The sequence below is a fragment of the Hymenobacter sp. HSC-4F20 genome, from assembly GCF_019599275.1.
Lineage (GTDB): Bacteria > Bacteroidota > Bacteroidia > Cytophagales > Hymenobacteraceae > Hymenobacter.
The window spans coordinates 351,764-376,016 of sequence record NZ_JAHZTD010000003.1; the positions used below are offsets into that span (position 1 = coordinate 351,764).

At 58.8% G+C, this 24,253-nt stretch carries 21 protein-coding genes; 11 read left to right on the forward strand and 10 right to left on the reverse strand.

Annotation, left to right across the window (positions count from 1 at the left end; all coding sequences use genetic code 11):
• Nucleotides 1–132: 132 nt before the first annotated feature.
• The 4 genes from K3G63_RS17510 to K3G63_RS17525 all read left to right on the forward strand — a co-directional run bounded on the left by K3G63_RS17510 (nucleotide 133) and on the right by K3G63_RS17525 (nucleotide 9,120).
• Nucleotides 133–3,360 carry an efflux RND transporter permease subunit gene (locus K3G63_RS17510; RefSeq protein WP_220615413.1) on the forward strand — a complete coding sequence of 1,076 codons (3,228 nt, stop codon included), beginning with the start codon at nucleotides 133–135 and terminating at the stop codon, nucleotides 3,358–3,360.
• A gap of 325 nt (nucleotides 3,361–3,685) precedes the next feature.
• The gene (locus K3G63_RS17515) at nucleotides 3,686–5,026 is read left to right on the forward strand and encodes an SWIM zinc finger family protein (protein WP_220615414.1); all 1,341 of its coding nucleotides are present in this window, start codon (nucleotides 3,686–3,688) and stop codon (nucleotides 5,024–5,026) included.
• 76 nt (nucleotides 5,027–5,102) lie between these two features.
• On the forward strand, nucleotides 5,103–8,177 hold the full coding sequence (locus tag K3G63_RS17520; protein WP_220615415.1) for a DUF6493 family protein: 3,075 nt from the start codon (nucleotides 5,103–5,105) through the stop codon (nucleotides 8,175–8,177).
• A 79-nt stretch (nucleotides 8,178–8,256) separates the two neighbouring features.
• Nucleotides 8,257–9,120 (forward strand): alpha/beta hydrolase, encoded by an 864-nt coding sequence (locus K3G63_RS17525; protein WP_259404542.1) that lies wholly within the window; start codon nucleotides 8,257–8,259, stop codon nucleotides 9,118–9,120.
• Here the strand turns inward: K3G63_RS17525 and K3G63_RS17530 are convergent.
• A complete protein-coding gene (locus K3G63_RS17530; protein WP_220615417.1) occupies nucleotides 9,117–9,422 on the reverse strand; it encodes a hypothetical protein in 306 nt (101 codons plus the stop codon). The genes K3G63_RS17525 and K3G63_RS17530 overlap by 4 nt on opposite strands.
• A 200-nt stretch (nucleotides 9,423–9,622) precedes the next feature.
• Here K3G63_RS17530 and K3G63_RS17535 point away from each other — a divergent pair, with 200 nt between their 5' ends.
• Entirely contained in the window at nucleotides 9,623–10,150 is a 528-nt protein-coding gene (locus K3G63_RS17535) for a YMGG-like glycine zipper-containing protein (protein ID WP_220615418.1), read from the forward strand.
• A gap of 99 nt (nucleotides 10,151–10,249) precedes the next feature.
• Nucleotides 10,250–10,723, forward strand: a complete 474-nt coding sequence (locus tag K3G63_RS17540) for a nuclear transport factor 2 family protein (RefSeq protein ID WP_220615419.1) — start codon at nucleotides 10,250–10,252, stop codon at nucleotides 10,721–10,723.
• Nucleotides 10,724–10,873: 150 nt separating this feature from the next.
• Here the strand turns inward: K3G63_RS17540 and K3G63_RS17545 are convergent, their stop codons facing one another.
• Both K3G63_RS17545 and K3G63_RS17550 read right to left on the reverse strand, forming a co-directional pair.
• Nucleotides 10,874–11,782, reverse strand: coding sequence for a manganese catalase family protein (locus K3G63_RS17545; protein WP_220615420.1), 909 nt, complete (start codon nucleotides 11,780–11,782; stop codon nucleotides 10,874–10,876).
• A 175-nt stretch (nucleotides 11,783–11,957) separates the two neighbouring features.
• Nucleotides 11,958–12,371 carry a DUF779 domain-containing protein gene (locus K3G63_RS17550; protein ID WP_220615421.1) on the reverse strand — a complete coding sequence of 138 codons (414 nt, stop codon included), beginning with the start codon at nucleotides 12,369–12,371 and terminating at the stop codon, nucleotides 11,958–11,960.
• 91 nt (nucleotides 12,372–12,462) lie between these two features.
• Here K3G63_RS17550 and K3G63_RS17555 point away from each other — a divergent pair, with 91 nt between their 5' ends.
• The gene (locus tag K3G63_RS17555) at nucleotides 12,463–13,215 is read left to right on the forward strand and encodes a DUF3239 domain-containing protein (RefSeq protein WP_220615422.1); all 753 of its coding nucleotides are present in this window, start codon (nucleotides 12,463–12,465) and stop codon (nucleotides 13,213–13,215) included.
• A 108-nt stretch (nucleotides 13,216–13,323) separates the two neighbouring features.
• Here the strand turns inward: K3G63_RS17555 and K3G63_RS17560 are convergent, their stop codons facing one another.
• The gene (locus K3G63_RS17560; protein WP_220615423.1) at nucleotides 13,324–14,850 is read right to left on the reverse strand and encodes an aldehyde dehydrogenase family protein; all 1,527 of its coding nucleotides are present in this window, start codon (nucleotides 14,848–14,850) and stop codon (nucleotides 13,324–13,326) included.
• 157 nt (nucleotides 14,851–15,007) lie between these two features.
• Between K3G63_RS17560 and K3G63_RS17565 the strand changes: the two genes are divergently transcribed.
• Both K3G63_RS17565 and K3G63_RS17570 read left to right on the forward strand, forming a co-directional pair.
• Nucleotides 15,008–15,958: an AraC family transcriptional regulator gene (locus tag K3G63_RS17565; protein WP_259404543.1), complete on the forward strand. Its 951-nt coding sequence runs from the start codon at nucleotides 15,008–15,010 to the stop codon at nucleotides 15,956–15,958.
• Nucleotides 15,959–16,047: 89 nt separating this feature from the next.
• Nucleotides 16,048–17,289 (forward strand): MFS transporter, encoded by a 1,242-nt coding sequence (locus K3G63_RS17570; protein ID WP_259404544.1) that lies wholly within the window; start codon nucleotides 16,048–16,050, stop codon nucleotides 17,287–17,289.
• A 144-nt stretch (nucleotides 17,290–17,433) separates the two neighbouring features.
• Here K3G63_RS17570 and K3G63_RS17575 read toward each other — a convergent pair whose 3' ends face one another.
• Complete coding sequence (locus K3G63_RS17575) at nucleotides 17,434–17,631, reverse strand: hypothetical protein (protein WP_220615424.1); 198 nt, start codon at nucleotides 17,629–17,631, stop codon at nucleotides 17,434–17,436.
• 317 nt (nucleotides 17,632–17,948) lie between these two features.
• Between K3G63_RS17575 and K3G63_RS17580 the strand changes: the two genes are divergently transcribed.
• Both K3G63_RS17580 and K3G63_RS17585 read left to right on the forward strand, forming a co-directional pair.
• Nucleotides 17,949–18,275, forward strand: coding sequence for a hypothetical protein (locus K3G63_RS17580; RefSeq protein WP_220615425.1), 327 nt, complete (start codon nucleotides 17,949–17,951; stop codon nucleotides 18,273–18,275).
• Nucleotides 18,276–18,530: 255 nt separating this feature from the next.
• Nucleotides 18,531–19,622 (forward strand): acyl-CoA desaturase, encoded by a 1,092-nt coding sequence (locus K3G63_RS17585; RefSeq protein WP_220615426.1) that lies wholly within the window; start codon nucleotides 18,531–18,533, stop codon nucleotides 19,620–19,622.
• Between the two features lie 81 nt (nucleotides 19,623–19,703).
• Here K3G63_RS17585 and rfbD read toward each other — a convergent pair whose 3' ends face one another.
• From rfbD to K3G63_RS17610, 5 genes are all read right to left on the reverse strand, one after another.
• Nucleotides 19,704–20,561 carry a dTDP-4-dehydrorhamnose reductase gene (gene rfbD / locus K3G63_RS17590; RefSeq protein WP_220615427.1) on the reverse strand — a complete coding sequence of 286 codons (858 nt, stop codon included), beginning with the start codon at nucleotides 20,559–20,561 and terminating at the stop codon, nucleotides 19,704–19,706.
• 163 nt (nucleotides 20,562–20,724) lie between these two features.
• Nucleotides 20,725–21,639 carry a TIGR03915 family putative DNA repair protein gene (locus K3G63_RS17595; protein ID WP_220615428.1) on the reverse strand — a complete coding sequence of 305 codons (915 nt, stop codon included), beginning with the start codon at nucleotides 21,637–21,639 and terminating at the stop codon, nucleotides 20,725–20,727.
• A gap of 11 nt (nucleotides 21,640–21,650) precedes the next feature.
• The gene (locus tag K3G63_RS17600) at nucleotides 21,651–22,535 is read right to left on the reverse strand and encodes an alpha/beta fold hydrolase (protein ID WP_220615429.1); all 885 of its coding nucleotides are present in this window, start codon (nucleotides 22,533–22,535) and stop codon (nucleotides 21,651–21,653) included.
• A gap of 116 nt (nucleotides 22,536–22,651) precedes the next feature.
• On the reverse strand, nucleotides 22,652–22,837 hold the full coding sequence (locus K3G63_RS17605) for a hypothetical protein (RefSeq protein ID WP_220615430.1): 186 nt from the start codon (nucleotides 22,835–22,837) through the stop codon (nucleotides 22,652–22,654).
• A gap of 102 nt (nucleotides 22,838–22,939) precedes the next feature.
• Nucleotides 22,940–24,208, reverse strand: a complete 1,269-nt coding sequence (locus tag K3G63_RS17610; RefSeq protein WP_220615431.1) for a putative DNA modification/repair radical SAM protein — start codon at nucleotides 24,206–24,208, stop codon at nucleotides 22,940–22,942.
• Between the last annotated feature and the right edge of the window lie 45 nt (nucleotides 24,209–24,253).

Consider the following 24,253-nt stretch of genomic DNA (forward strand, 5'->3'; position numbering starts at 1 on the left):
GGTAGCACCTCTCGGCAAACGAGTTACTGGCTCTGGTTTTTCACTTTACTAAAGCAGCCACCTCTCCTTCCCCAGGAGGTGAGTTAGTCCGGCTCGGGCTTTCATCCAAGCAGCGCATCTATTTCCTCTGATATGATTGCAGAAACCTTTATCCGGCGCCCCGTTACCGCCATTGTCACCTCCTTGGTGATTGTGCTGGTGGGGGTGCTGGCCATCCTGAACCTGCCCGTGGGGCAGTATCCGGAAATTACGCCCCCCACCGTATCGGTGAGCGGCACCTATACCGGTGCCGACGCCCAGACCGTGGAGCAGACCGTGGCCACGCCCGTGGAAGTGCAGGTGAACGGCACCCCGGGCATGACCTACCTGCAAAGCAACAGCACCAGCAACGGGCAGATGAGCATGACGGTGAACTTCGAGGTAGGCACCGACATCAACATTGCGGCTCTCGACGTGCAGAACCGCGTGGGCATTGCCCAGCCTACCCTGCCCCAGGAAGTACAGCGCCTGGGCCTGGTGGTGCGCAAGCGTAACCCCAGCATCCTGATGCTGGTGGCCCTCTACGCGCCCAAGGGCTCGCACAACACTACCTTCCTCGACAACTACGCCAACGTCTTCATCAAGGACGCCTTGCTGCGCACCAAGGGGGTAGGCGATATTGTGAGCCGCGCCGACGACTTCTCGATGCGCGTGTGGCTGAACCCCGACAAGCTTTCCCAACTAGGCGTAACGGCCCAGGAAGTAACGGCCGCTATTCAGGAGCAGAACGCCCAGATTGCGGCCGGCTCCATTGGAGCCCCGCCCGCCCAAACCGGCCAGACGTTTGAGTACATCGTCTTCGTGAAAGGCCGCCTCACCGACACCGAGGAGTTCGGCAACGTCATCGTGAAAACCCGGCCCGAAGACGGCTCCGTGGTGTATCTGAAAGATGTGGCCCGCCTGGAGCTGGGCAAGTTCAACTACGCCAACAACTCCTTCGTGGACGGCAAGCGCGCCGCCTACCTGCTGGTGTACCAAGCCCCCGGGGCCAACGCCCTCGAAACCTACGAGAACGTGCTGGGCACCATGGCCCAGCTGAAAAAGCAGTTCCCCGCCGACCTCGACTACGTAGTGCCTTTCGAAGCCGCTTCGGTTGTAAAAGTGTCGATTGAGGAAGTGCTGCACACGCTGGTAGAAGCCCTGGTACTGGTAATTATTGTGGTGTTCCTGTTCCTGCAAAGCTGGCGCTCCACCCTGATTCCGGTGCTGGCTATTCCGGTGTCCATCATCGGCACGTTCATCATGTTTATCCCGCTGGGCTTCACCATCAACACCCTGACCATGTTCGGCTTTGTGCTGGCCATTGGTATTGTGGTCGATGATGCCATTGTGGTGGTGGAGGCTGTGGAGCACAACATGAACGAGCGCGGCATGAATCCCCTGGACGCTACCCTAACGGCCATGCGCGAGATTTCGGCCCCGGTTATTGCCATTGCCCTGATTCTGGCCGCTGTATTCGTGCCGGTAGGTTTCATTCCCGGTATCACGGGGCGCCTGTACCAGCAGTTCGCTATTACCATCGCCATTTCCGTGATTATCTCGGCTTTCGTGGCGCTTTCGCTTACTCCGGCTTTGTGCGTGTTGCTGCTCAAGCCCCATAAGCGCAACGAGGAGTCGAAAGGCCTGGACAAGTTCTTCTTTAAGTTCAACGCGTGGTTTGACCGCGTGACCAGCAAGTACGGTAAGGGCGTACAGCGCGGCATCAAGCACTCCCGCTTCGTGGTGGTTATTCTGGTGTGCATTGTGGCCGGCACTGGCCTGCTGTTCGCCAAGAAGCCCGGCGGCTTTATCCCGACGGAAGACGAGGGCCGGGTAATTATCACCTTCAACCTGCCCGAAGCCTCCTCCACGGAGCGCACCGTGAACACGCTAAACGCCATTATGAAGGAGCTAGGCCAGATTAAAGGCATCCGCCACTACGCGGGCCTGGGCGGCCTAAACGCGGTTAACTTCTCCTCTAAGTCGAACAGCGGTACGGTATTCTGCCAGCTGCAGCCCTGGGAAGAGCGCAAAGACGAAAAGCTGCAGCTTCAGGGCCTGATTGCGACCATTCAGCAGCGCCTGAGCCACTTGAAGGAAGCCAACATCGTTGTGATTTCGCCGCCGGCTATTCCGGGCCTGGGCAACACGGGGGGCTTCTCCTTTATTCTGCAGGAACGCGAGGCCGGCGGCGACATCAAGAACTTCGATGCCCAACTCCAGAACTTCCTCGGAGCCCTGCGCAAGCGCCCCGAAATTACGGGTCCCTTCTCCTTCTTCACGGCCAACACGCCCGGCTACCAGCTGACTATTGACCGCGAAAAAGCCAAGAAGCTGGGCGTTTCGATTTCGGATATCGGTACGGCCCTGCGCACTTACCTGGGCTCGTCCTACGTAAACGACTTCACGGTGTACGGCCGAAACTTTAGGGTAGTAACCCAGGCCGACTCCATGTACCGCGCCGATATCAGCAACCTGGGCCAGTACTACGTGCGCAACAGCCAGGGCGGCATGGTGCCGCTGAGCACGCTCACCAGCTACCAGCGCACCGAATCGGCCCCGCTTATTTCGCACTACAATCTGTTCCGCTCGGCGGAAATCAACGGTAACGCGGCCCCCGGCTACTCCTCCGGCGACGCCATCAAGGCTCTGCAGGAAACGGCTGCACAGTCGCTGCCGGCGGGCTATGGCTTCGAGTTCTCGGGGCTGAGCCGGGAAGAGCAGTTAGCAGGTGGCCAGACGATTTACATTTTCGCCTTGTCGCTCACCTTCGTGTTCCTGTTCCTGGCGGCGCTGTATGAAAGCTGGTCGGTGCCCTTCTCGGTGCTGCTGGCCGTGCCGCTGGGTGCGTTCGGCGCTATTCTGGCTCTGATTTTCCTGCCCAAGCTTACCAACAACGTCTACGCCCAGATTGGTCTGATTACGCTGATTGGTTTGTCGGCCAAAAACGCCATTCTGATTATTGAATTCGCCAAGGAACGGGTAGACAAGGGCATGCCGCTGGTAGATGCTACCCTGGAAGCCGTGCGTCTGCGCCTGCGCCCCATCGTCATGACTTCGCTGGCCTTCATTCTGGGCGTACTGCCGCTGGTGTTTGCCTCCGGCGCTGGTGCTCAAAGCCGCCAGACCATCGGCTGGACGGTGTTGGGTGGTATGCTCTCGGCTACGCTACTGGCTATCTTCATCGTGCCGGTGCTCTACGTGCTTATCACGCGCTTTGCCTATGGTAAGGAGAAGCTGGCCGAGTTGGAAGCTAACTACAAGCCCGACGAAGAACACGGCGGCCCTCAAGAAGAAGGCCCTGGTGAAGGAAACCACTCCCCCGTGCCCAGCCCCGCCTAAACGACTCTAGCTACAGTATACGTTTGCCTGTAGCAAGACAAAGCCCCAGTGAAACTGACACTCTCAATTTGAGCTGTCGGTTCTACTGGGGCTTTTCGTTTGCGTTTAGTTACAACTAGCCCACAGCCGTCTATAGCATCTTTAGCTACCTTACCATCGGCAATATTTATCATCAAATAATTCTTCTGAGTGAACTGCTTACCCCTTTTGCACTACTAAAAACAATAGCCAAGCGAGGACTAAATAGACACAACCTTATGCTAAAAATATTAGTATACATTATATAGATTTCCGAACTTGAGGCAATCATAAAACCCTACTTCGCATGTCTGATTTTGCTTATGCTTACACCCGTCCTTCCGCGCTGGAAGCCCGTCCCGAGGGCAATGCGTTATTATTATCTGCCTTTGCTGAAGATGCTATAGAGTCGGGGACTTCCTGCTTTTTTTGGGGTAGGCTGCGCAACTCCTGGCTGGCTGCACGCGGACTAAGCACATTAGCTAAAGTAGTTGCCTCACGGTTCGTGCCCCAGAGTGCCGCTCTCCGCGACCCTATCGTGACGGCGGGAGCAGGCTTGCTGCGCTTCGAGGCTTTTTCCTCATGCAACGGGGTGTACGCCCGCCTTGATTTGGGGCCCGATGCGTTGGACGGAGAGTTCCTGAGCAGCGGCACCACCAACGTCGATTTCAACGAGCCTATGGTGAATGCCCTGGCCCGCATTTCGCGCACCGAGCCGGTGCTGCTGTCGGTGGGCGAAAAAGAGGTAGTGCTGGAGCGGGCCGAGGGCCGCGTGACGGAGCGCAAAGTAGCCCTGCCGGAACGCTGGATTAAGGGCCTTACAGCCGTACAGGCCTACCTGGCCCTCATGGAGGAAAAGCTGCGCATGACCCGCGTACAGGCCGTGCAACTGGTACAAGGCCTACCCGCTGGTAGCGCCAAAACCGACGTTTTTCTGGTATTGCGCGGCCCGCGACCCAGCTTCTCGCCAGTGGCTACGGCGGGGGCCGTGCGGGTAGGCGGGGCGCACCGGCTGCGGCTCCTGGAGGGGCTGCTACCCCTGTGCGAAGCCCTGCGCGTGTACGCCACCCCTGATGGGCAAGCCTCAGCGTTTGTGCTGGAGCTGGGCGGCGGGCAACAATTTGTGCTGGCGTTGTCGGCGGATGTGTGGCGCGGCTTTTCCGGCGAAGGCAACCAGCTGGATGCCCTGATGGAAGAACTGCCCACTGAGTGGATTGCTGGCGCCAACAACCTGTTCCGGGGCAACGAAACCTTCAACCCTACCCTGTTCGCCCTCGAAAATGGCCTCGACCCGGCCACCGTGGATAAGCTGTGCGCCAGTCTTTCGGCCATGGGCCTGCTGGGCTTCGACTTGGCCGAAAACCATTATTTCTACCGCCGCCTACCCTTCAAAACCCAACGAATCCTGAGCCTGAACCCGCGCCTAAAAAATGCCCGGGCTTTGCTGGCCGCCGCCGATGGGGTGCAGCTAATTGGTGTGGGCGAAGGCGGGCGCACCGAAGCGCGGGTGCGGGGCACGGGCGTGTGGCACACGGTGCTGGTAGGTGGGGCACAGCCACCCCAGTGCACGTGCACTTGGTTTAGTGAGCACCAGGGGCAGCGCGGCCCTTGCAAGCACATTCTGGCGGCTCAGATGCAATTCGTGTAATATCCTCCTACCCCTGTTGTCGGGGCCAAGGCTCCGCCTCGCCTTCTTCCTTTCGCTGCGTACCTCCTGCTATTCTATGACTACTGTTGAAACCTTCGAGCACATCATTCGCCACCAAAGCTGCCGGGAGTTGGTGCCGTTTCTGGGGGCGCTGGGCAAATCCGACATTGTACCAGTCCGGCAGAAAACGAAAAGTCTGCTCCGGGAGCTTGACCGCTATGTGAACACCGAGGTAAAGCCGGGCCAGTGGCAGTATCGTCACCAGCTTACGCAGGAGCAACAGATGATGCTGTTTTTCGCGGGCCTAGCAACGTACTCGCGCAAGGAAGCCCAAGCTCGTAGCTTCTCGCTGCCCTGGCATCTGTCGGACCGGGGCCCCGACCCGCAGGGCCACCAGCAGCATTTTATCACCATACTAGAACAGGCCCGGCCCGAGTGGCTGGCGGAGTGGCTGGTACGGCTTACCCGTGCAAATCAGTGGGCTGTTATATCTTACAAGCAGCTGCGTGAGCTGGAAAACCGCGGCCTACTCGCCCACGACCCCTGGCTGTTTACTCAATCGGTTGCCCACCAGCTAACCCGCTATAACTGGCTGCGCAACACGTATAAGAAAACCGATATTGACGGCTACGACCAGCAGATTCTGCACGACCTCCGTGCCGACACCACCCTGCTGCAGCGCGACTTGCTCCTGCTATTCGATTACGACAGCATGGTGGACTCTGACAGCACCATCAGCGGAAAAGACCGACAGTTAGTAAACTGGCTTACGCTGCTGCCACAGCTGGTTGCTTCTGGCCACCTGAACCGGTCGGAGGTGCTTACGCGCTGCTTGCTGGCCCTGCGCCGCGACTTCCGGCGGCCCTTGCTGACGTGGTTCAAGAATCTGTTTCTGGCCTTGCACCCAACACCTGAAGAGCGCCTGGCCCGGCAGACGGAATTAATTGATCTGCTGGCTCACCCGCTGCCATTGGTCATCAATTTCGCACTTGACCAGCTCAAAGAATTCTGGACGCAGCCGGAGTTTGATACCGCTGCGCTGCTGCTCTACGCCGACGCTCTGGTTACCCGCCAAGACCTGAAGACTGGCCTCCGGGCACTGTTCAGTGGCCTGGAGAAGCTTCTGAAACAAGACCCTACCCTGGCGGCCACCCTCAGCCGACTCAGCACCACTGCCCTTACCAACGCCGATGCCAGCGTGCAGGAGCGGGCAGGTAAGCTGTTGAAAGCTATTCTCGGAGCCAAGAAACCGTTGCTGACGGCGGAGGAGGTAGTGGAAACGACCGACACTATTAGTCTCTACACTGACCTGCTGACACCGGCTACGCGCACTCTGCTGGGGCCCTACCTAACAAGCACAAGCGCACCCTCAACCGACGACTCTGCACCGCTAGCTAGTACCTACACACCGACGAGCAGCTTCATCCCCGATATTTCGGCAGCTACTGCCATTGCCCCGGTGCGCGACTGGCACGAGCTACTCTTCCTGACGGGAGAGTTGGTGCAGCACAATGGCCCCGCCAGCGTGGAGCGGTGGCTCGATGGCCTGGGACACCTGCGCGGCCACTACCCCGCCGACTACGCCCAGCAGCTGCGGCCCTACCTGGTGCGGATATCCTCCTCGGAGCTCAAAAACAAAACCGACGACGAAATCCAGGAATACTTTCGCACCTACTCTTTCGGCGGGATTCGGCAGGGCCGCCGGGAGCTGCTTTCGGCGCTGCTGATTAGCTGGTACCAGGGGTTCGCTCAGCTCAACGTTTCGCTCGTCAACCTAAAGGCCCAGCAATACAGCGCCCCCGACCCGCTGCTGCAGGTGGAGCAGGCGCGGCTAGCGGACTTGGAGCATCGACTACAAACAGCCACCCCAGCCCTACCCCTGCTGAGCACCCCAAGCCACGCCCCGTACTGGGTGGCCCCTTCGGTGCTGGTGCAGCGCCTTCTGGATTACCAGGCAGCCGGTGCAGAGCCCGCCCCCGCCGACCTCGCCCTGGCCCTAACCCGCACCGCCGCCACTGCTCCTGACGATGCCGCTGCTGCTCGCCTGCTGCTACCTCAGCTTCAGCACCCTGAACTTTGTGCGCTGCTGGAATGGTATCTGGCTCCTCAACCTGAGCCCACGGCCCTACCCTCGCCTGCGGCCCCAACTGCCAGCAAGCCCATGGCCCGCGAGTTCACCGAGCGTCTGAGCAAGCTGATTCCGTTTCTGAAACGCACCACGGCCCCGGAACCCTCGCTCTCCTTGGCGGAGGCCCTGCCCTGGCTTTGGGCAGTAGCGGCCCGCACGCGCCTGCCCTATCAGGAGTTGCCGGAGCTGGCCGCCGTGGCTAGCTACCCCGGTGTGGCTCAGCCCTGGCTCCCCCAATGGCGCTTTGAGCAGAAAACGCACACCTACAAGCAAAGCTGGAACAAAGAGAAACCCGAAGTAACGAATACGTGGCAGGAGCTTTTGGTGCAGACGCCTCCGGTGCCGCGGGGGCTGCCCAACCAATTACTGCTGTATTCCACCTATGTACAGCCCCCGAAGTCGACCACTGATTGGTATTCCCTTTTCTCCTTGCAACTGGAGCTGCCCTTCCTGCTTTCCGTGTTCCCCAATAACCCCGACGTAGTATACTGGCATTTGATTCGGCTGAGCTGCCGCACCGATGAGGCAGATACTACGGCTCGGGAAGTGGTACAAACGGCGGTGCATTCACTACTGGAACCAGGCCCTCTATTCAGCGAGCCGGCTACCTTGCTGCTGGCGCTGGGGCTTACGCATTCTGCTCCTGCATGTAGGGCAGTAGCCCTGGAGGCCCTGCTGGCCTCTGTTGATACCGGCCGGCTCGTGCCAGCCGCGCTGGGGCAACACCTAGGTCAGTTGCTGTCGGTGGGCTTTGTACCGGTACAGCGTCTTAGCGATACGCTAGCGCAGGCTCGCGCCATCAGCCCCCTGGTAGATGATGCCGTATGCCAAGTGCTGGAAGTGTTGCTACCCCTCCTGCCCTCGGCCACGCCCCTGCGCAACACCCGCAAGCTGCTGGAAGGATACGCCGATGTGCAGAGCCGTACTAGCCGGCCCGTACCGGCAGCCGTTGCCCAACATCTACAAGCCTGGGGGCAATCAGCTGCCCTGAAGAAAGCAGCTACGGGCTTGCTAACTGCGTAATTCGTGGCAGACTATTCCTCTTCTGCTTATGCGCGTCTACCTGCTTACGCTTCTTTTCAGTCTTTCTTCTGCCCTACTAATGGCCCAGACGCAATCCGTCATTCCCCTGTACCCCGGCGCCGTGCCTAACGCCAAGCCCAGCAGCGTACAAGAGGTAGTAGATACGCAAGCCAACGGCAGCATCCGCATTTCCCAGGTAGTGCAGCCTACCCTTGCCGTTTACAAACCGGCCAAAGCCAACGGTACGGCCATTATTATCTGCCCTGGTGGCGGTTATGCTCGGCTGGCCATGGACCACGAGGGATACGACGTAGCCAAGCGCCTAACCGATATGGGCATCACGGCTTTCGTGCTGAAGTATCGCCTACCCAATGACGCAAGCCAAACCGACAAGTCCATTGTGCCGCTCCTGGATGCCCAGCAGGCGTTGCGGCTGGTGCGGCAGCGCGCCACGGAGTTTGGCGTGAGCCCGGCCCGGGTAGGGCTAATGGGCTTTTCAGCCGGTGGGCACCTGGCTTCCACGGCCGGCACCCACTTCGCTACCCCCGTTGGCAGCTCAAAGGACAAGACTTCCGTACGGCCCGATTTTCTGATGCTGCTCTACCCTGTTATTAGCTTCTCGGATACGCTAATGCACGCGGGCTCGCGCACCAACCTCATCGGCGAAAAGCCCGCCGCCAGCCAAATTCGCCTGTATTCCAATGAACTGCAGGTTTCGGCCCAGACCCCGCCTACCTTCCTGGTGCACGCCCAGGACGACAAAACCGTGAAGGTGCAGAACAGCCTGGTCTTTTATGAGGCTTGCCTGCACCACAAGGTGCCCGTAGAAATGCACCTCTACCCCCAGGGCGGCCATGGCTTCGGGATGGTCAATAACACCACCAAAGACAATTGGACGGACCGCCTGCAAAACTGGCTGGAGGCTGGGGGCTGGCTGCGCTAAAGCAGTTCCTCCCAGCTTACTTCGGCCCCCGGCCACCATATTTCTGCGCCTACTGGTACAGGTGTACTTCCTTCCTGAGTAAGTAACAGCCCCCGAAGTTCCGGAAGCTGGGCACTGGTTATTTCTTCCACGGTAGCTATGGCGGTTTCGGCTTCGCCGGTGGGGTAGTGCAGCCGCAGTTTCAGGGCCGTGTACAAGTCGAATTTTTGAAGCTCGGGCGCCTCCTCTGCCGGCAACAGCAGCACGCCTAATCCGGGCAGCGGAATTTTTTTAGCTACGCGAAATAAAAATTTTTCAGCCATAGGCTGCTGTACGAAAAAATAGCAGTAGCGGCCTGTAAAGTCATGTTTTTGCGCTTTTGAGAAGCTCTCTGAAAGGCCAGGAATGCGGGTACTGTTGGGTTAAACCCGCGCAATATTCTGCCCGTATTGGCATGGTGCTTGTAAAACTGAGTTCAGGGCTGCTGATCAACCGGCCCGCTGAACCTAAACTTCTCTTCGCCATGAAAAAGGTAAGTCTGCTTCTCGCCCTGGTTATGTTCTTCTCCGCCATTGCTACCAGCTTTGCGCAGGATCGTAAGATTAGCTCGCACGCCAAAGGGGCCGTAATTGGTGGCCTGGGCGGTGCCGCCGCTGGTGCCATTATCAACAAGCGTAACCGCGTAGTAGGTGGTGCCGTGGGGGGTGCCGCTGGCGCTGGCTTAGGCTATGTTATTGGCAAGAACGCCGACAACAAGCGCAAAGCCGAAGCTGCCCGCGTAGCCGCCGCCCGCCGCGCCGAGCAGCGCCGCGCTGCCGCCTACCGTGCTGGCCTGGCCCAAGGTGCTGCCAAAGCCAAATCTAACAACACGGCCCTGGCTGCCGCTGCCGTACCGGCTGCCGTTGCTGCTCCTGCCATGATGAACAGCTTTGGCGCTCCGGCTGGTGCTCCTACCTCGCTGGCCATGAGCTCGGCTTATTTGCCCAACAACAACTACGGTGCCCGCGACGCCGCTTATCCTACCTCGGAAGTACGTCGCAAAAGCTGGTAATCCGTTTCTTTGCCGTAGCTTCTAAGCCCAGGCCCCCGGGCCTGGGCTTTCTGTTCCCTCGCTTTTCTCCCGGTTCTGCCTCACCTAACCTCTGTTCCCATGAAACCTCTGTTTGGTTTTCTGCTCGGAAGTGCCGCTCTGCTGGCCTCCTGCTCGGCGCCTAAGCAAGACGATGCCGCTGCTGCCGTCGATGTCAAAAACCTCAACCAGCAGTTTATTGGCGCCTGGAACGCCAAGAATACCGCCGCCCTCGATACCCTGCTGGCCGACGACGTGCAATACGCCCAGGGCGCAACCCGCTTCAACGGCAAGTCGGAAGTATCGGATAAGTGGGTGCGCGCTACCCTTGGCACTATTGCTGATCTGAAGCTCTACTCTACCAGCTCGGGTACCGATGCCAACACGGCTTACGAAGCTGGTACGTTCTCCACGGAAGTGCTGCCCGAGGCTCCTGGCCAACCCAGCGGCGAAGGCGAAGGCAACTTCATTCTGCTCTGGAAGAAGAACAAGAAAAACGCCTGGAAGCTCAGCTACGTGCAGCTCGAAGGCTTACCCGTAAAAATCAGCAACTAGAGTTAAAAACTAGGTCCCCGCAGATGAAGAAGGAACCTAGTCTTTAGGTTTAAATCTGTTCGGCACAGAAGTTTCCTACCTCTCTTTCTACGCAAAAAGCCCCGACCATCTGGCCGGGGCTTTTTGTTGTTGCCAAGTAGCGTGGCGCTATTAGCTTTCAGTAGAAGGCGTACCGCCGCTACCGCTCAGTGTGCCTTCAATCTTGCTGGTAACGGTACCGATGAGGGAATCCACGGCCGTCATTTGCTCCTTTTGAGCGAAAGCGCCGGGTACCGGCGGCGCCAGTTTCGGAATGCCACCCAGCGGAGCGGCCTTCTCTACGTGGAACTCGCCCTGGCCATCCAGCGAGGGGCCCTGGGTCCAGCGGCCTCCTTCGGTGGTGTCGGAGCCGATGTAGGTGCTCACGAAAGCGTAGTTGAAGCCTTGCACTTCCTCGCTCTGCGGGAAGCTGTTGGGTACGGGCATGGAGCGCAGGCCGCCGTTTTCCTCAATTACTGCCATCCACTGATTTTGGTGCATGGTGTCGCGGGCAATCAGGAAGGAAAGGAAATCCTTCATGCCAGCGTCGTCGGTCATGTGCCAGAGGCGGGTAGCCAGCACGCGGCCCGTCGATTCGGCGGCCACGTTGCTGTACATATCGGCTACAATGTTGCCGCTGCCTACCACCCATGAGCCGTTGAACGGTACGCCGTTGGAGTCCGTAGCCAGGGCAGCCATGCCCGAGGACAGAATGTGGCGCGGGTCCATGCCGCCCATGATAGCACCTACCATTTTATCGTTGGCAAACTCTTCCTGCATGCTGGTGGGAGCCCCTTCCAGGTTGAGTGCTACGGCCGTGGCCAGCATCTCGATGTGGCTGATTTCCTCGGTGCCGGTTTCGAGCAGCATGTTGCGGTACTTTTCCGGGCCGCGGCTACCCCAGGCCTGGAACAGGTACTGCAGGCACACCCGAATTTCGCCTTCGATGCCACCAATGGCTTGCTGGAGCATGCGGGCAAATGCAGGATTAGGTTTGTCGACCCGGACCTTGTACTGGAGTTGTCTATCGTGGTAAAACATTACGAGGGTGTTGAGGTGTGAGAGATGGGGGTTGCTCTCCTCCGAGGAGAAGCGCCCTAGCAATACGCGGCCTTCCCCCCTCAAAACCGACGCAAAAACACGGAATTCTCTACCGGATTGTACGGATTTCCTGTGTATAAACACGGATAATCTCCTCAGTACCTACCCCACTTAATCAGCTCGCTACTGGCCGCGCTACGTATTCCTCCCCATCATACACTGGTGCTAGGTTTGCCGATTCCTCCTCCGTAAACAGACGGGAACGAATCAGGAACCGGACGCCCAACGGAATTTCCAGCGAGAAGCTCGCGCCCCTACCCTTGGTAACGTCTACGGTGAGCTGGGTGTGCTTCCAGTACTCGAACTGCGCGGCGCTCATAAAGAAGTCGCAGCCATGGATCTGGCCCAGCCACACGTCGTTGCTACCCACCCGAAACTCGCCGGCCTGAAAGCACATGGGCGAGGAGCCGTCGCAGCAGCCGCCGCTCTGGTGAAACATCAGGGGGCCGTTTTCCTGGCGGAGCACATCAATAGTTGCTTCGGCGGCAGGCGTGACCAGGACGCGGGGGGTGGTAGATTGGCTGGACATGGAGGAGTAGGAATCAGGAAGGAAACAGATGCAGACTGGTAACCCGGCAGTAGCCGGAGCCGTTGCCGTATATAGTAACTCGACTATTACTATGGAACGATCTATCGGCGACCCTGGACAATTTCTGAATGGCTCGGTGGCTACCCGGGCCGTGAACCTGGAGCCCGACATGCGCAGAGTGCGCCGCTACGATATTTACCACCGGCGCTACCGCAACCTGCTGAAAAACTGGGGCGCGGCCGGGCTGGCACTACTGGCGGCAGGCGTTGCGCTGTGCTGGTTTGAGCACCCTGTCTGGGGTAGCCTGCTGATTGTATTATCGTTGCCGGTGCTATTCATTGCCGCTCGCCTCCCCCAAACCCTCCGCGGCGACGCCTACCGCAACGGGCTGCTGATTCCAGGCATCATCACTAATCTTGCTCCGCTCACGATGCTGTGCGTGACCGACATCCGCACCAGCGGCGACGAGGACGAAACGGCGGAGGCTGGGACGGTCTTCTGGGGAACCAAGGAAGTGGTTATCGAACAGCTGCCGCTACACCCCGCCCAAGTAGGCGAGCAAGTGCCCTGCGTATCGTTATTCGGGGGTAGTGATGAGGAAGGCGAGTACTACCTGAACTTTGAGCCCCGCCCCCTGGCCTGGGGCACCGATTCGGTTAGCAGCATCGAGCAGGCGCGCGCCGCCATTGATGACGAGGAGTGGCTGTTACTACTCCTGCTTGCCCGCGCCTACGCCAGCAGCGAGAAGAACGACGACGGCGTTGCCTACTTCGATGCCGACCTCAATCCGCTCAGGGTAGCGAAGGCCGAGGCCGCACCCGCAGCACCAGAACAGACGAATTAAGATAACCTCGCGCCCCCAGTGCCTTTTAGAAAAGCGGTGAGCTTGACGCCCGGCTAAGCCGTGACGGCGTCAAGCTCACCGCTTTCTTATTTTATCGGCTCCATTTCGTTAAAAGAAACCCAGCTTCTGTTGGCTGTAGCTGATGAGCATGTTTTTGTTCTGGCGGTAGTGTGAGAGCATCATCTTGTGGTTTTCGCGCCCGAAGCCTGAGGACTTGTAACCGCCAAACGGAGCGCCAGCGGGGTAGTCGTGGTAGCAGTTGACCCACACGCGGCCAGCCTGAATGGCACGGGGGACTTGGTACAACTCGTGTGCATCGCGGGTCCAGACGCCGGCCCCGAGGCCGTAGAGCGTGTCGTTGGCAATTTCGATGGCCTCTTCTACCGTTTTGAAGGTTGTCACGGATACTACCGGCCCGAAGATTTCCTCCTGGAAGATGCGCATCTTATTGTGGCCCCGGAACATAGTCGGCTGGATGTAGTAACCTTCGGCCAGGGCCCCATCTTCCTGCTGGTAGGCGTCGCCGCCAGTCAGCACTTCGGCGCCTTCGGCCTTGCCAATTTCCAGGTAGCTCAGGATCTTCTCGAACTGGTCGTTGCTGGCCTGGGCGCCCATCATCGTTTCCATATCCAGGGGGTTGCCCAGCTTAATGGCCTTCACGCGGGCAATGACGCGGGCAATAAACTCATCATAAATATCCTCCTGCACCAGCATGCGCGAGGGGCAGGTGCAGATTTCGCCCTGGTTCAGGGCAAACATCACGGCGCCTTCAATGGCCTTGTCGAGGAAATCATCGTCGGCATCCAGTACGCTCTTGAAGAAGATGTTCGGCGACTTACCGCCCAGCTCCATGGTCACGGGGATGATGTTTTCGGAGGCGTACTGCATAATCAGGCGGCCCGTGGTGGTTTCGCCCGTGAACGACACCTTCTGAATGCGCGGCGAGGAGGCCAGCGGCTTACCGGCTTCCAGCCCGAAGCCGTTCACCACGTTTACCACCCCGGCCGGCAGCACGTCCTGAATCAGCTCCATGAGCACCATGATACTCGCGGGGGTTTGTTCGGCGGGCTTCATCACCACGCAGCAGCCGGCGGCCAGGGCCGGGGCCAGCTTCCAGGTCGCCATCAGCAGCGGGAAGTTCCAGGGAATAATCTGGCCCACTACCCCCAGCGGCTCGTGGATGTTGAGGGAAAGCGTAGTCTCATTGAGTTCGGTAGCGGAGCCTTCCTCGGCCCGAATCACGCTGGCAAAGTAGCGGAAGTGGTCGATGCACAGGGGCAGGTCGGCGAGGGTAGTTTCGCGGATGGGCTTGCCGTTTTCCACGCACTCCACGGCCGCCAGGTGGGGTAGGTTCTGCTCGATGATGTCGGCAATCTTCATCAGCAGATTGCTGCGGGTGGTAGCCGAAGTGTGCTTCCAGGTGGCAAAGGCTTCGTGGGCGGCATCGAGGGCCAGTTCAATATCTTCCTTAGAGCTGCGGGCCACCTTACAGAAGGCCTGCCCATCAATGGGCGAAATATTATCGAAGTACTGCCCTTTGACAGGCGCTACCCATTTGCCGCCGATGAAGTTGTCGTAGTGGGACTTGAAGGTGGGCCGGGCAACGAGGGTAGTGGGTCTTTCGAGGGTTTCCATGCTGGTGGGATTGTGGTGGAATTTGGATAAGCCAAGCTAGCGTTCTTCCCGGCCTCCACGGCTGCACTATCGTCGCACAAAAGCCGCCTATCGTCGCAAGTTGCTGCCGTGCTAAGTAAGGACTCACTATATTGTATAGTCTCTCCGTTCTACTCGCATGAAAGCTTCCCCGATGCCCATGCCTTCGGCTTCTCACCTGCCGGCTCCTATTAGTCTGCGCCAGCCGCACCAGCTTACCACGCTGATTGAAAATCGCACGGTGTACTCGCTGGAAGCCTTCGAGTTGAACGTGTTTGAGACGCACCGCGCCGCCTACCAGGTGCCCCTGAGCATGGGCCAGGTGGTGCTGACGACCATGCTCAGGGGCAAAAAGGTGATGCACCTACCCGGCCGCCCGGCGTTTGAGTACTTGCCCGGCGAATCGGTGGTGGTAGGCGAAAAGGAAACCATGGTTATCGACTTTCCGGAGGCCACGGAGGAGCAGCCCACCCAATGCCTGGCGGTAGCTGTTCCAATCGAAACCATCCGGCAAACCGTGGATTTGCTGAATGAGCAGCAGCCCCGCGCCGAAGAGCACCTGCCCTGGCACCTCGACACCCTCGACCACGCCCACTTCCGGAACACGCCCGAGCTGACCGGTACCCTGGAGCGCCTCGTGCAGCTTTCCCGCGACACAGGCCGCATCAAGGATGTGCTGGCGGGCTTCACCATTCAGGAAATGCTGGTGCGCCTGATGCAAACCCAGGCCCGGCAGCTTATTTTCCAGAATTACCAGCAGCACGCTACCTCCCACCGGTTCGCGGCCGTGGTGCAGTACATCAAGCAGCACCTCACCGAGCAGATTACCGTGGAAAAGCTTTCGGAGCTGGCGTGTATGAGCAAGGCTACCTTTTTTCGGGTGTTTAAGCGGGAGCTGGGCCTGACGCCGGTGGAGTACATTATTCAGGAACGCCTCGCCGAGGCCAAGCGACTACTCCGCAGCCCACTGACCTCCGTGGCCGAGGTTTGTTTTCGGGCTGGTTTCAATAATACGGCCTATTTTCAGAAGCTCTTCAAACAGTACGAAGGCGTGACGCCGGGCCTGTATAAGCGGCAATACGGTGCCTAAGTGGCCCCACCGACAACCTTCCCCGTCAAAAACCTGTTACCTGAGGCCACGCAAGCGGTAGTTACCAACCATCCGCCGATTTTTGCCTCATGACTAACGTAGCAGCGGCTGATGTTCAGCCCGTGACCGAGGACGCCCGTCCTACCCCTCAAGCTCCCCTGGCCCCGGCCCTGGTGTGGCTCATGGCCATTACCTGCGGCTTGGTCGTGGCTAATATTTACTACAATCAGCCTTTGCTGGCGGAAATAGGGCGCACCTTTGGCCTTTCCGAAAGCCGGGTAAGCTTGGTGGCTACTATCACGCAGATTGGCTACACGCTGGGCCTGCTGTTTGTGGTGCCCCTCGGCGACAAGCGCGAGCGGAAAAGCCTGACGCTGGTGCTGCTCTTGTGCTCGGCAGTGTGCATGGCGGCCGCCGCGGCAGCGCCTACATTTGCCTTGCTGGCAGCCGCCAGTTTGCTGATTGGTCTTTTCTCGGCGGTGCCGCAGCTTCTGATTCCGATGGCGGCTTCGCTGGCCAGCGACGAAGAAAGAGGCCGGGTAGTGGGCAAAGTGATGAGCGGCTTGCTCATTGGCATTCTGCTTTCGCGCACCATCAGCGGCTACGTGGGCGCGCACTTTGGCTGGCGCACTATGTTCTGGGCCGGTGCAGGCGTGATGGTAGTGCTGACGACTATTCTGGCCCGTATGCTGCCACGTAACCAGCCTCAGTTTACGGGGAGCTATGCCAGCCTGCTGAAATCCTTGGGCACGCTTACTGGCGAGTTGCCAGTGCTGCGCCGCTCGGCGCTCGTGGGTGCGTGTATGTTTGCCGGCTTCAGTGCCTTCTGGACTACGCTGGTATTTTTCCTGGAAAGCCCCGCCTACCACTACGGCAGCGACGTAGCCGGTTTGTTTGGCCTTATTGGGGCTAGTGGGGCGTTTGCTGCCTCTTTCGCCGGTAAATCAGCCGATACAAAAGGGGCCGATTACGCCCTCAACCTCGGGATTCTACTGTTTCTGGGGGCTTACCTGCTGCTGGGCTTCGGGGGCACCTACCTGGTAGGGCTGATTGTGGGGGTAGTGATTCTGGACATTGGTCAGCAGATGACCCACATTTCCAACCAGGCCCGCATCTTCACCCTCCGCCCCGAAGCGCGCAGCCGCCTTAATACGGTGTACATGACAGCCTCCTTCATTGGGGCGTCTGTTGGCTCGTTTGTGGGCGCCCTCGCCTGGGACCATTTCCACTGGGCGGGCGTCTGTGCCGTGGGGTTAGGATTTGTGGTGTTGGCCTACCTGGCCAACCGCTTCTACGGCTACGCCGCTACCAGCGCACCTGCTGCACAATAGCCACCAAGAGGATAGATGGTCGCTCCCCTCAGCTGGCGGCTTGAGGGAGCAGTTGTGACATCCGGGTTAGGCAGAAAGCGGTGCTGTTTCCGGATGGTTTTCGGCTCTTCTAACCGAAGTACAAAGCGGGCGACTACTGCTTTTTCAGGTTTGGGTGGCTTCGCGCAGGGTGCACACATCCTGCCAGCTTAGCTCCCCGTCCACGTAGCGACGGTACAGCTGCGCCACATATTCGGTTACCGCTTTGTGTACGTTAGGTTGCGTTGCTTGCATTTGCGCCAGCACGTAGGCTCGTTGCTGCGGCGTTTGCGCGGCCGGGCCATATTTCGGGTTCTTCTCCATGAGCACGCCATCTATCCCCGGCAAGATGCACCCACCGCGGGCTAATGTCTAGGAAAAACCGGGGGCATTTGTGACGGCGGAACCCGCGTGCTTGGTTAGCTGCGGGCCTGGTATACGCCTTCTTGGTGCTACCCCCATCCGGGGCGCAGACTTGGTAGATAAAAAGAGGGAGTAAGCCGATAATACGGAAGGCTTGGAAGAAACTGGCGGGTACGGGGCTGCACGCCAGCCGCCCGTGGCATATGGCTTGCACTAGGTCAGGCAAGCACGGTGTGCTACTCTCCTACCGCTTTTTCATCCTTCTTTTCTTCCTACTCATGAACGCCTCCATCTTCTCCCTCGTTGCCGCTCTGGGCCTGCTAGCCAGCTCTTCTTCCTTCGCCGCTTCGGCTGGCCCTGCCGATCCTTATAAAGCCCGCAAAGAAGCCATCAGGTACGACCGTCGGGCCGACGTTGAGCGTGCCCGCCGCGAAGCAGCCCAGCGCAAAGCCGAACTTGAACGCCAGCGCCAGCTAGCCGCCGAACGCCAACGCCTGGAAGCCCAGCGCCGACTGGAACAGCAGCGCGCCCAGGAGCGGGCGCGCTGGGAAGCTCAGCACCGCCAGCACGATGACCACGGGCGCGACTATGGCTACCGCCACTAATCTGCTCTTTCTGGTCTCCACAACGCTAAAGTGCCCCAGCCCCCTCGCTGGGGCACTTTAGCGTTGTGGGGCAGCGGAGCCAAGGGCCTGACTTGCAGAAATTTTGAAGGAACAAACAGGGCACGACCTGGACAATTCCGTGAATAGTCGTATCGGTGGAGCTTTCTCGACAGTATATGGGTTAGAAGGGATACATTTAAACTTTCCTATTGTGGCCAAGGCAGTACGCATTGCTTTAGCGCAGTACTGTTGCCAATGACCAAACCCCTCAAATTCACCAACGCCAACCGCTCTACCTTCTTCGCTACGGTACGCCAGCGGGTTGACGTATACTTCCAGAGCCAGCAGCTTTCCCGCCATGCCAACGGGGCTATGTGGACCAAAACCATCTTTTTCCTGACGGCCTTTGTAGGAACATATGCCCTCATTATGTCGGGGCAGTTCGGGCCCTGGGTTATGCTGGGGCTGTCCGGCTTGCTGGGCGCCTGCTGTGCGTTCATTGGCTTCAACATTTGCCATGATGCCCTGCACGGGGCATTTTCGGCCAATAAGCACGTCAACAAGGTCTTTAGCCTCCTTTTCAACCTGATTGGGGCAAACCCCTACGTGTGGTCTATCACGCACAACATCGTACACCACACTTACACCAACATCCCGGGCCACGATGAAGACATTGAGGTAGCGCCGGGCCTGATTCGGTTGTCGGAAGAGGAGCCGGTGCGGCCCTGGCAGCGTTTTCAGCACCTGTATGCCTTTCCCTTGTACGGGTTAGCTTCTCTTTCCTGGGTGGTGCGGAAGGACTATATCAAGTTTTTCAAATCAAAGATTGGTCAGCACCCTACCCCTCGTCACCCCCGCAAGGAGTACTTCAACCTTTTCGCTTACAAAGCCCTGTACTACGTGCTCTTTATTGTGCTGCCGCTAGTGCTGCTCGATATTACCTGGTGGCAGTTTCTGCTTGGCTTCCTGACTTTGCACCTGGTAGAAGGGTTCGTGCTGGGGCTGGTGTTTCAGTTGGCGCACGTAGTAGAAGGCACGTCCTTTCCTTCTCCCGACGAAACCGGCGACATGCAGGAAGCCTGGGCCGAACACCAGTTGCGCACCACAGCCAACTTTGCGCCCCGCAGTGCCCTGGCTAGCTTTCTGTGCGGCGGCCTGAACCGTCAGATTGAGCACCACTTGTTTCCGCGCATTTGCCACATTCACTATCCGGCCCTGGCCGTCATCGTGCAGCAAACAGCCCATGAATTTGGCCTGCCCTACCTCGAAAACCGCTCGTTCCTGACGGCTCTTCGCTCTCACTACCGCATGCTGCATCAGTTTGGGCAGGCTGCTGCTGCTGCCTAGCCCAGGCTTGCTACCCCCTTCCAAACGCAAAAGCCCCGACCAACTAGGTCGGGGCTTTTGCGTTTAGGTTTGCTGTAGAAGTTAGGCCTCCAGCCGGCTCAGGCACACTTTCAGGCTCTCGCGCCAGTGCGGAATGGCTACCCCCAACTGGGTTTTAGCTTTCGATTTATCCATTACCGAAAAGGCCGGGCGCGTGGCTTTAGTGGGGTATTCGGCGGTGCGGATGGGTAGGGTGCGCACGGACGTATTGCTCAGCTCGAAAATAGCTACCGCGAAGTCGTACCAGGAGGTCAGGCCTTCGTTGCTGTAGTGGTAGATGCCGTACTGCTGATTCTGCTGCTCAATGATGGTAAGGATGCAGCCGGCCAGGTCGATGGCGTACGTGGGCGTGCCTACCTGGTCCCAAATCACCTTCATTTCCTCCCGCTCCCGGCCAAACTTCAGCATTGTTTTCACGAAGTTGCCAGCATACTCCGAGTAGAGCCAGCTGGTCCGCAGGATAAAGTACTGGCTTGTGTGAGCCGGAATTACCTGCTCGCCCTCTAGCTTAGTAAGACCATACACGCTGATGGGCGCGGCCTCGTCCGTTTCCAGCAGCGGGGTGTTGCCCGTGCCGGCAAACACGAAGTCGGTGGAAATATGGAGGAGGGTAGCGCCGTGCTCCCCACACAAGCGGGCCAGATTTTCGGCTCCGTCGCGGTTTACTTTGCGGGCAATGTCTACCTCGTCCTCGGCCTTGTCCACGGCGGTGTAGGCGGCGCAGTTGATGCAGTAGGTCGGCTTATACTCGGCGAATACCGCCTGCAGCGCATCTACATTCAGAATATTGGCCTGCTCTTCCGGCAGGAAAACCAAGCTGGTGAGGTTACGCTCCTTGGAAACGTGTTGCAGGCACTGCCCTAATTGCCCGGAGGCCCCGAAAACGAGGATGTTGCTCATGTAATAGTGAGTTGTAGCGAAAGCAGGTGGTGCTGGTCCTGCTGAAAGCAGTCAGAAAGTGGGGTACCTTCCCAACGGGTTCACCCTACCTCCTACCACTGCTCAGAAGGCCAATCCAGTTGATGCGCTGCAAAATAGGCTTTTCAACTCAGCTTCGGATACCTTACTGAATAGGACGCTTGTTCTTGATAGGCTCGAAACGCTGCTCACGAGGCTGTTTTTCGCTGAGGTAGCGCCAGTAGCGCAGCGGCATGTGGCGGCGGTGCAGCTTCATGTTTTTGCGTTCCGGAATGTTCACGTGGTCGAAATAGGACTGCCAAAGCAGCTTAAACAGCGGCTCCCGCTCGTCCAGTACCGTAGCCGAAATATCGGTGGCGCGCTGGGGGCCGGTAGTTTCAAACTGCACGACATCGGTGCGGTGCAGGTCGTAGTAAAGGCCGTAGCGACGACGCTCATCGAAAATCAGCCACCGCTGGTCGGCGTAGCGCTTGGTGAAGTGAGGCGCAATCAGGGGCAGCACATCAAAATCCGGGTCGATGGTAGCATGAAAGAGGCCATCGGAGGTTTTCTCGAAGCGCACGAAAGCCTCCATGCGGTGCTTTTCGCGGTACATCTGCTGGGCGATGCTGGCTACGCGGCGCACATTGTCGTCGGCGTAGTTATCAGAAATGTCGCGGCCCGCGCGCATGGCTAGGTCGGCGTAGCGGAAGATAAGCAGCTCCCGGTCGGGCTGTTCGCTCAAGAAGGTATGAAACAGGCGCGTACGGGCTTCCGGGTCCATGTGCCGTAGCAGGCCCTCCCACACGCGGGCAGCCGTAGCCTCATCGGTAGTAATCTGCACCGGCTGAGCAAACAAACCACCCTGCACTGCTCCCAGGGGCTGAATGCTATTGGGGGCGGCCTTCCGGTCGTAGATGGCGAAAAGTACGGTCAACAATCCCTCAAACGAACCGTCGTAGGCGTAATCCAGGGGCGGATTTGACAGTTGCACGACGGCGGGACGGGGTGCTACCGGCCCGGTGGCTTTGCTGGCAGCCGTATTTTTTCTCGGGTTAACTGGCGTCAGAGAGCGACCCATAAACTGAACAATCAGGTGGTAGAAATAGCCGCTGCCCGCCCCAGGAACTCCAGCAGCAGCTTGTTTACCGCCGCGGGTTCTTCTTGGTGTAGCCAGTGGGTAGCGTGGTCGAAATACGTAAGCTCGCCCTGGTCACACTGCTGCCGACTGAGTTGGGCCAGCTCAGGCACCAGAAAGGCATCCTTCCGGCCCCAGAGAATGCGCACCGGAATCGTAATCCGGCCTACAGTTCCTACCCTCCTCGCCTTCCGGAAGGCTGCTCGGTACCAGTTAATCATACCGGAGGGCGCCCCGGGCTGGGCCCAGGCGGCAGTGTAGTGGTGCAAGTCGTCGGTGGTGAAGGTGCCGGGCCGGCTGGTGCCTCGCAAGGCTCCACGTCCAAACCGGAACTGGCGCCGCCGAAACAACCGTTCGGGCAACCAGGGTAGCTGAAAGAAGAAGATGTACCAGCTTTTCAGCAGCTGCTGGGGCGTTCGGCGCAACGCGTTGCCGAGTACTGCCGGATGCGGCACATTCAGAATAGCCACCCGATGCAGCCGCTCGGGATGGTGCCCGGCCAGCCACCAGGTAACGGCTGCGCCCCAGTCGTGCCCGATAACGGTGGCTTTGGCGGCACCGGCCGCGTCCAGCAGCCCCAGAATATCGGCTCCAAGCTGCTCAATGCGGTAGTCGGTTACGCGGGGTGGTTTGTCGCTGAGATTATAGCCGCGCTGGTCGGGTACCCACACCCGAAAGCCAGCTTCGGCCAACGCTTGTATCTGATGGCGCCAACCGTACCAGAATTCCGGGAAACCGTGCAGCAGCACAACCAGGGGCCCGGTGGTTGGTCCGCACTGTACCACATGCAGGACGATGCCATTGGTCGGTACGCGGTGATGTTCGAGGTCGAAAGCCATAGCGTTTCCTACCCCCTAGCGGGCAGCAAGGTTACGGCACCCATGGCCCGGACAGAGCCCGACTTCAGCCAGCTACCAATGCAGAGCCGACCAAAGCCGAGCTCCTAGTGGCCAGGCTAAGCTGCTTCCGAACGCTGTCCGGCCTGCCGGGCATTTGTGCGGGCTGCTTCCCGGTGAAGTTGCTGCACCAGCGGAAGCAAATCAGAAAGCTTGCAGCAGCAGGCCATTCGGGCCACTTTCACGGATTTTGCAGTACCGGCAGACACGGCCGACGCGTCGGCAGCGCGATGAGAGATAGTCATAATTAGCTGAGTTACTGGTGGTTTGTTTTCGATATTTCTGGCAAGGAAAGTGGGTATTTGCTCCTGTCAACGCACTGAAAGTCAACCACCAGGAACAGTATATTAAGAGGCTTGCGCAAACAGATCGAGCTGCTGGGTAACCAGCGCGGAGCGCACCGAGCCCGCCCCGAAAAGAATCTGGCGGCGGATGGTTTGCTCGTCGTAGTCGCGCTTCTCCAAGGCTTGGCCGCGGCAGGTCAGGAAAAACTTAGCTCGTTTGAGCACTACCCCGAATTTGTGCAGGTGGTCGAGGGTGATGGGTGCAAACCGGCGAGCGGCCACAATGCGCTTCGCCGAACGGGCACCTACCCCCGGAATCCGCAGAATCATTTCGTAATCAGCCGTATTCACATCCACCGGAAATACGTGGCGGTTACGCAGGGCCCACGCCAGCTTCGGATCAATTTCCAGGTCCAGGAAGGGATGCGCGGGGTCCAGAATTTCATCGGCCTGAAAGCCGTAGAAGCGCATAAGCCAGTCGGTCTGGTAGAGGCGGTGCTCCCGAATCAGGGGCGGCTGGGTTACTTGGGGCAGGCGGGCGTCGTCGGTGACGGGGATGTAGCCCGAGTAGTACACGCGCTTCAGGCCGTAGCCTTTGTAGAGCGAATCCGTCAGACTGATGATCTGCAAGTCGTTTTCGGCGGAAGCACCCACGATGAGCTGGGTGCTTTGGCCCGCCGTGGCAAACTGCGGCACCTTCTTGAACAGCGCCTTTTCCTCTTTATTCTGCTGAATACCGTCCCGAATCTGCGCCATCGGAGTTAAAATCTCCTGGTAGTTTTTCTCGGGAGCCAGGGTAGTCAGGCTCATTTCCGAAGGCAGCTCAATGTTCACGCTCAGGCGGTCGGCGTAGAGGCCGGCTTCCTGAATCAGTTCCTCGGAAGCGCCCGGAATGGCTTTCACGTGGATGTAGCCATTGAACTTATGCTCCGTGCGCAGCTTTTTGATGATGCGCACCAAACGCTCCATGGTATAGTCGGGCGAGGAGAAAATGCCGGAACTCAGGAACAGGCCTTCGATGTAGTTACGACGGTAGAAGTTCATGGTCAGGTCCACCACTTCATCCACCGTAAAGGCGGCGCGCTTCACGTCGTTCGAGCGGCGCGACACGCAGTAGGCGCAGTCGAAGATGCAGTGGTTGGTAAGCAGGATTTTCAGCAGGCTCACGCAACGGCCGTCTTCGGTGTAGCTGTGGCAGATGCCCATGCCTTCGGCGTTACCAAGGCCTTTGTCTTCGTTTTTGCGCTTGCCACCGCTGCTGGAGCACGATACATCGTACTTCGCGGCGTCTGCCAAAATGCTTAGCTTTTCCTGAATGCGCTGGTCGTTCATTGGGCCGGTATCTGGGCTTAAAAATAGGAGCTTGCGCGCAATTAC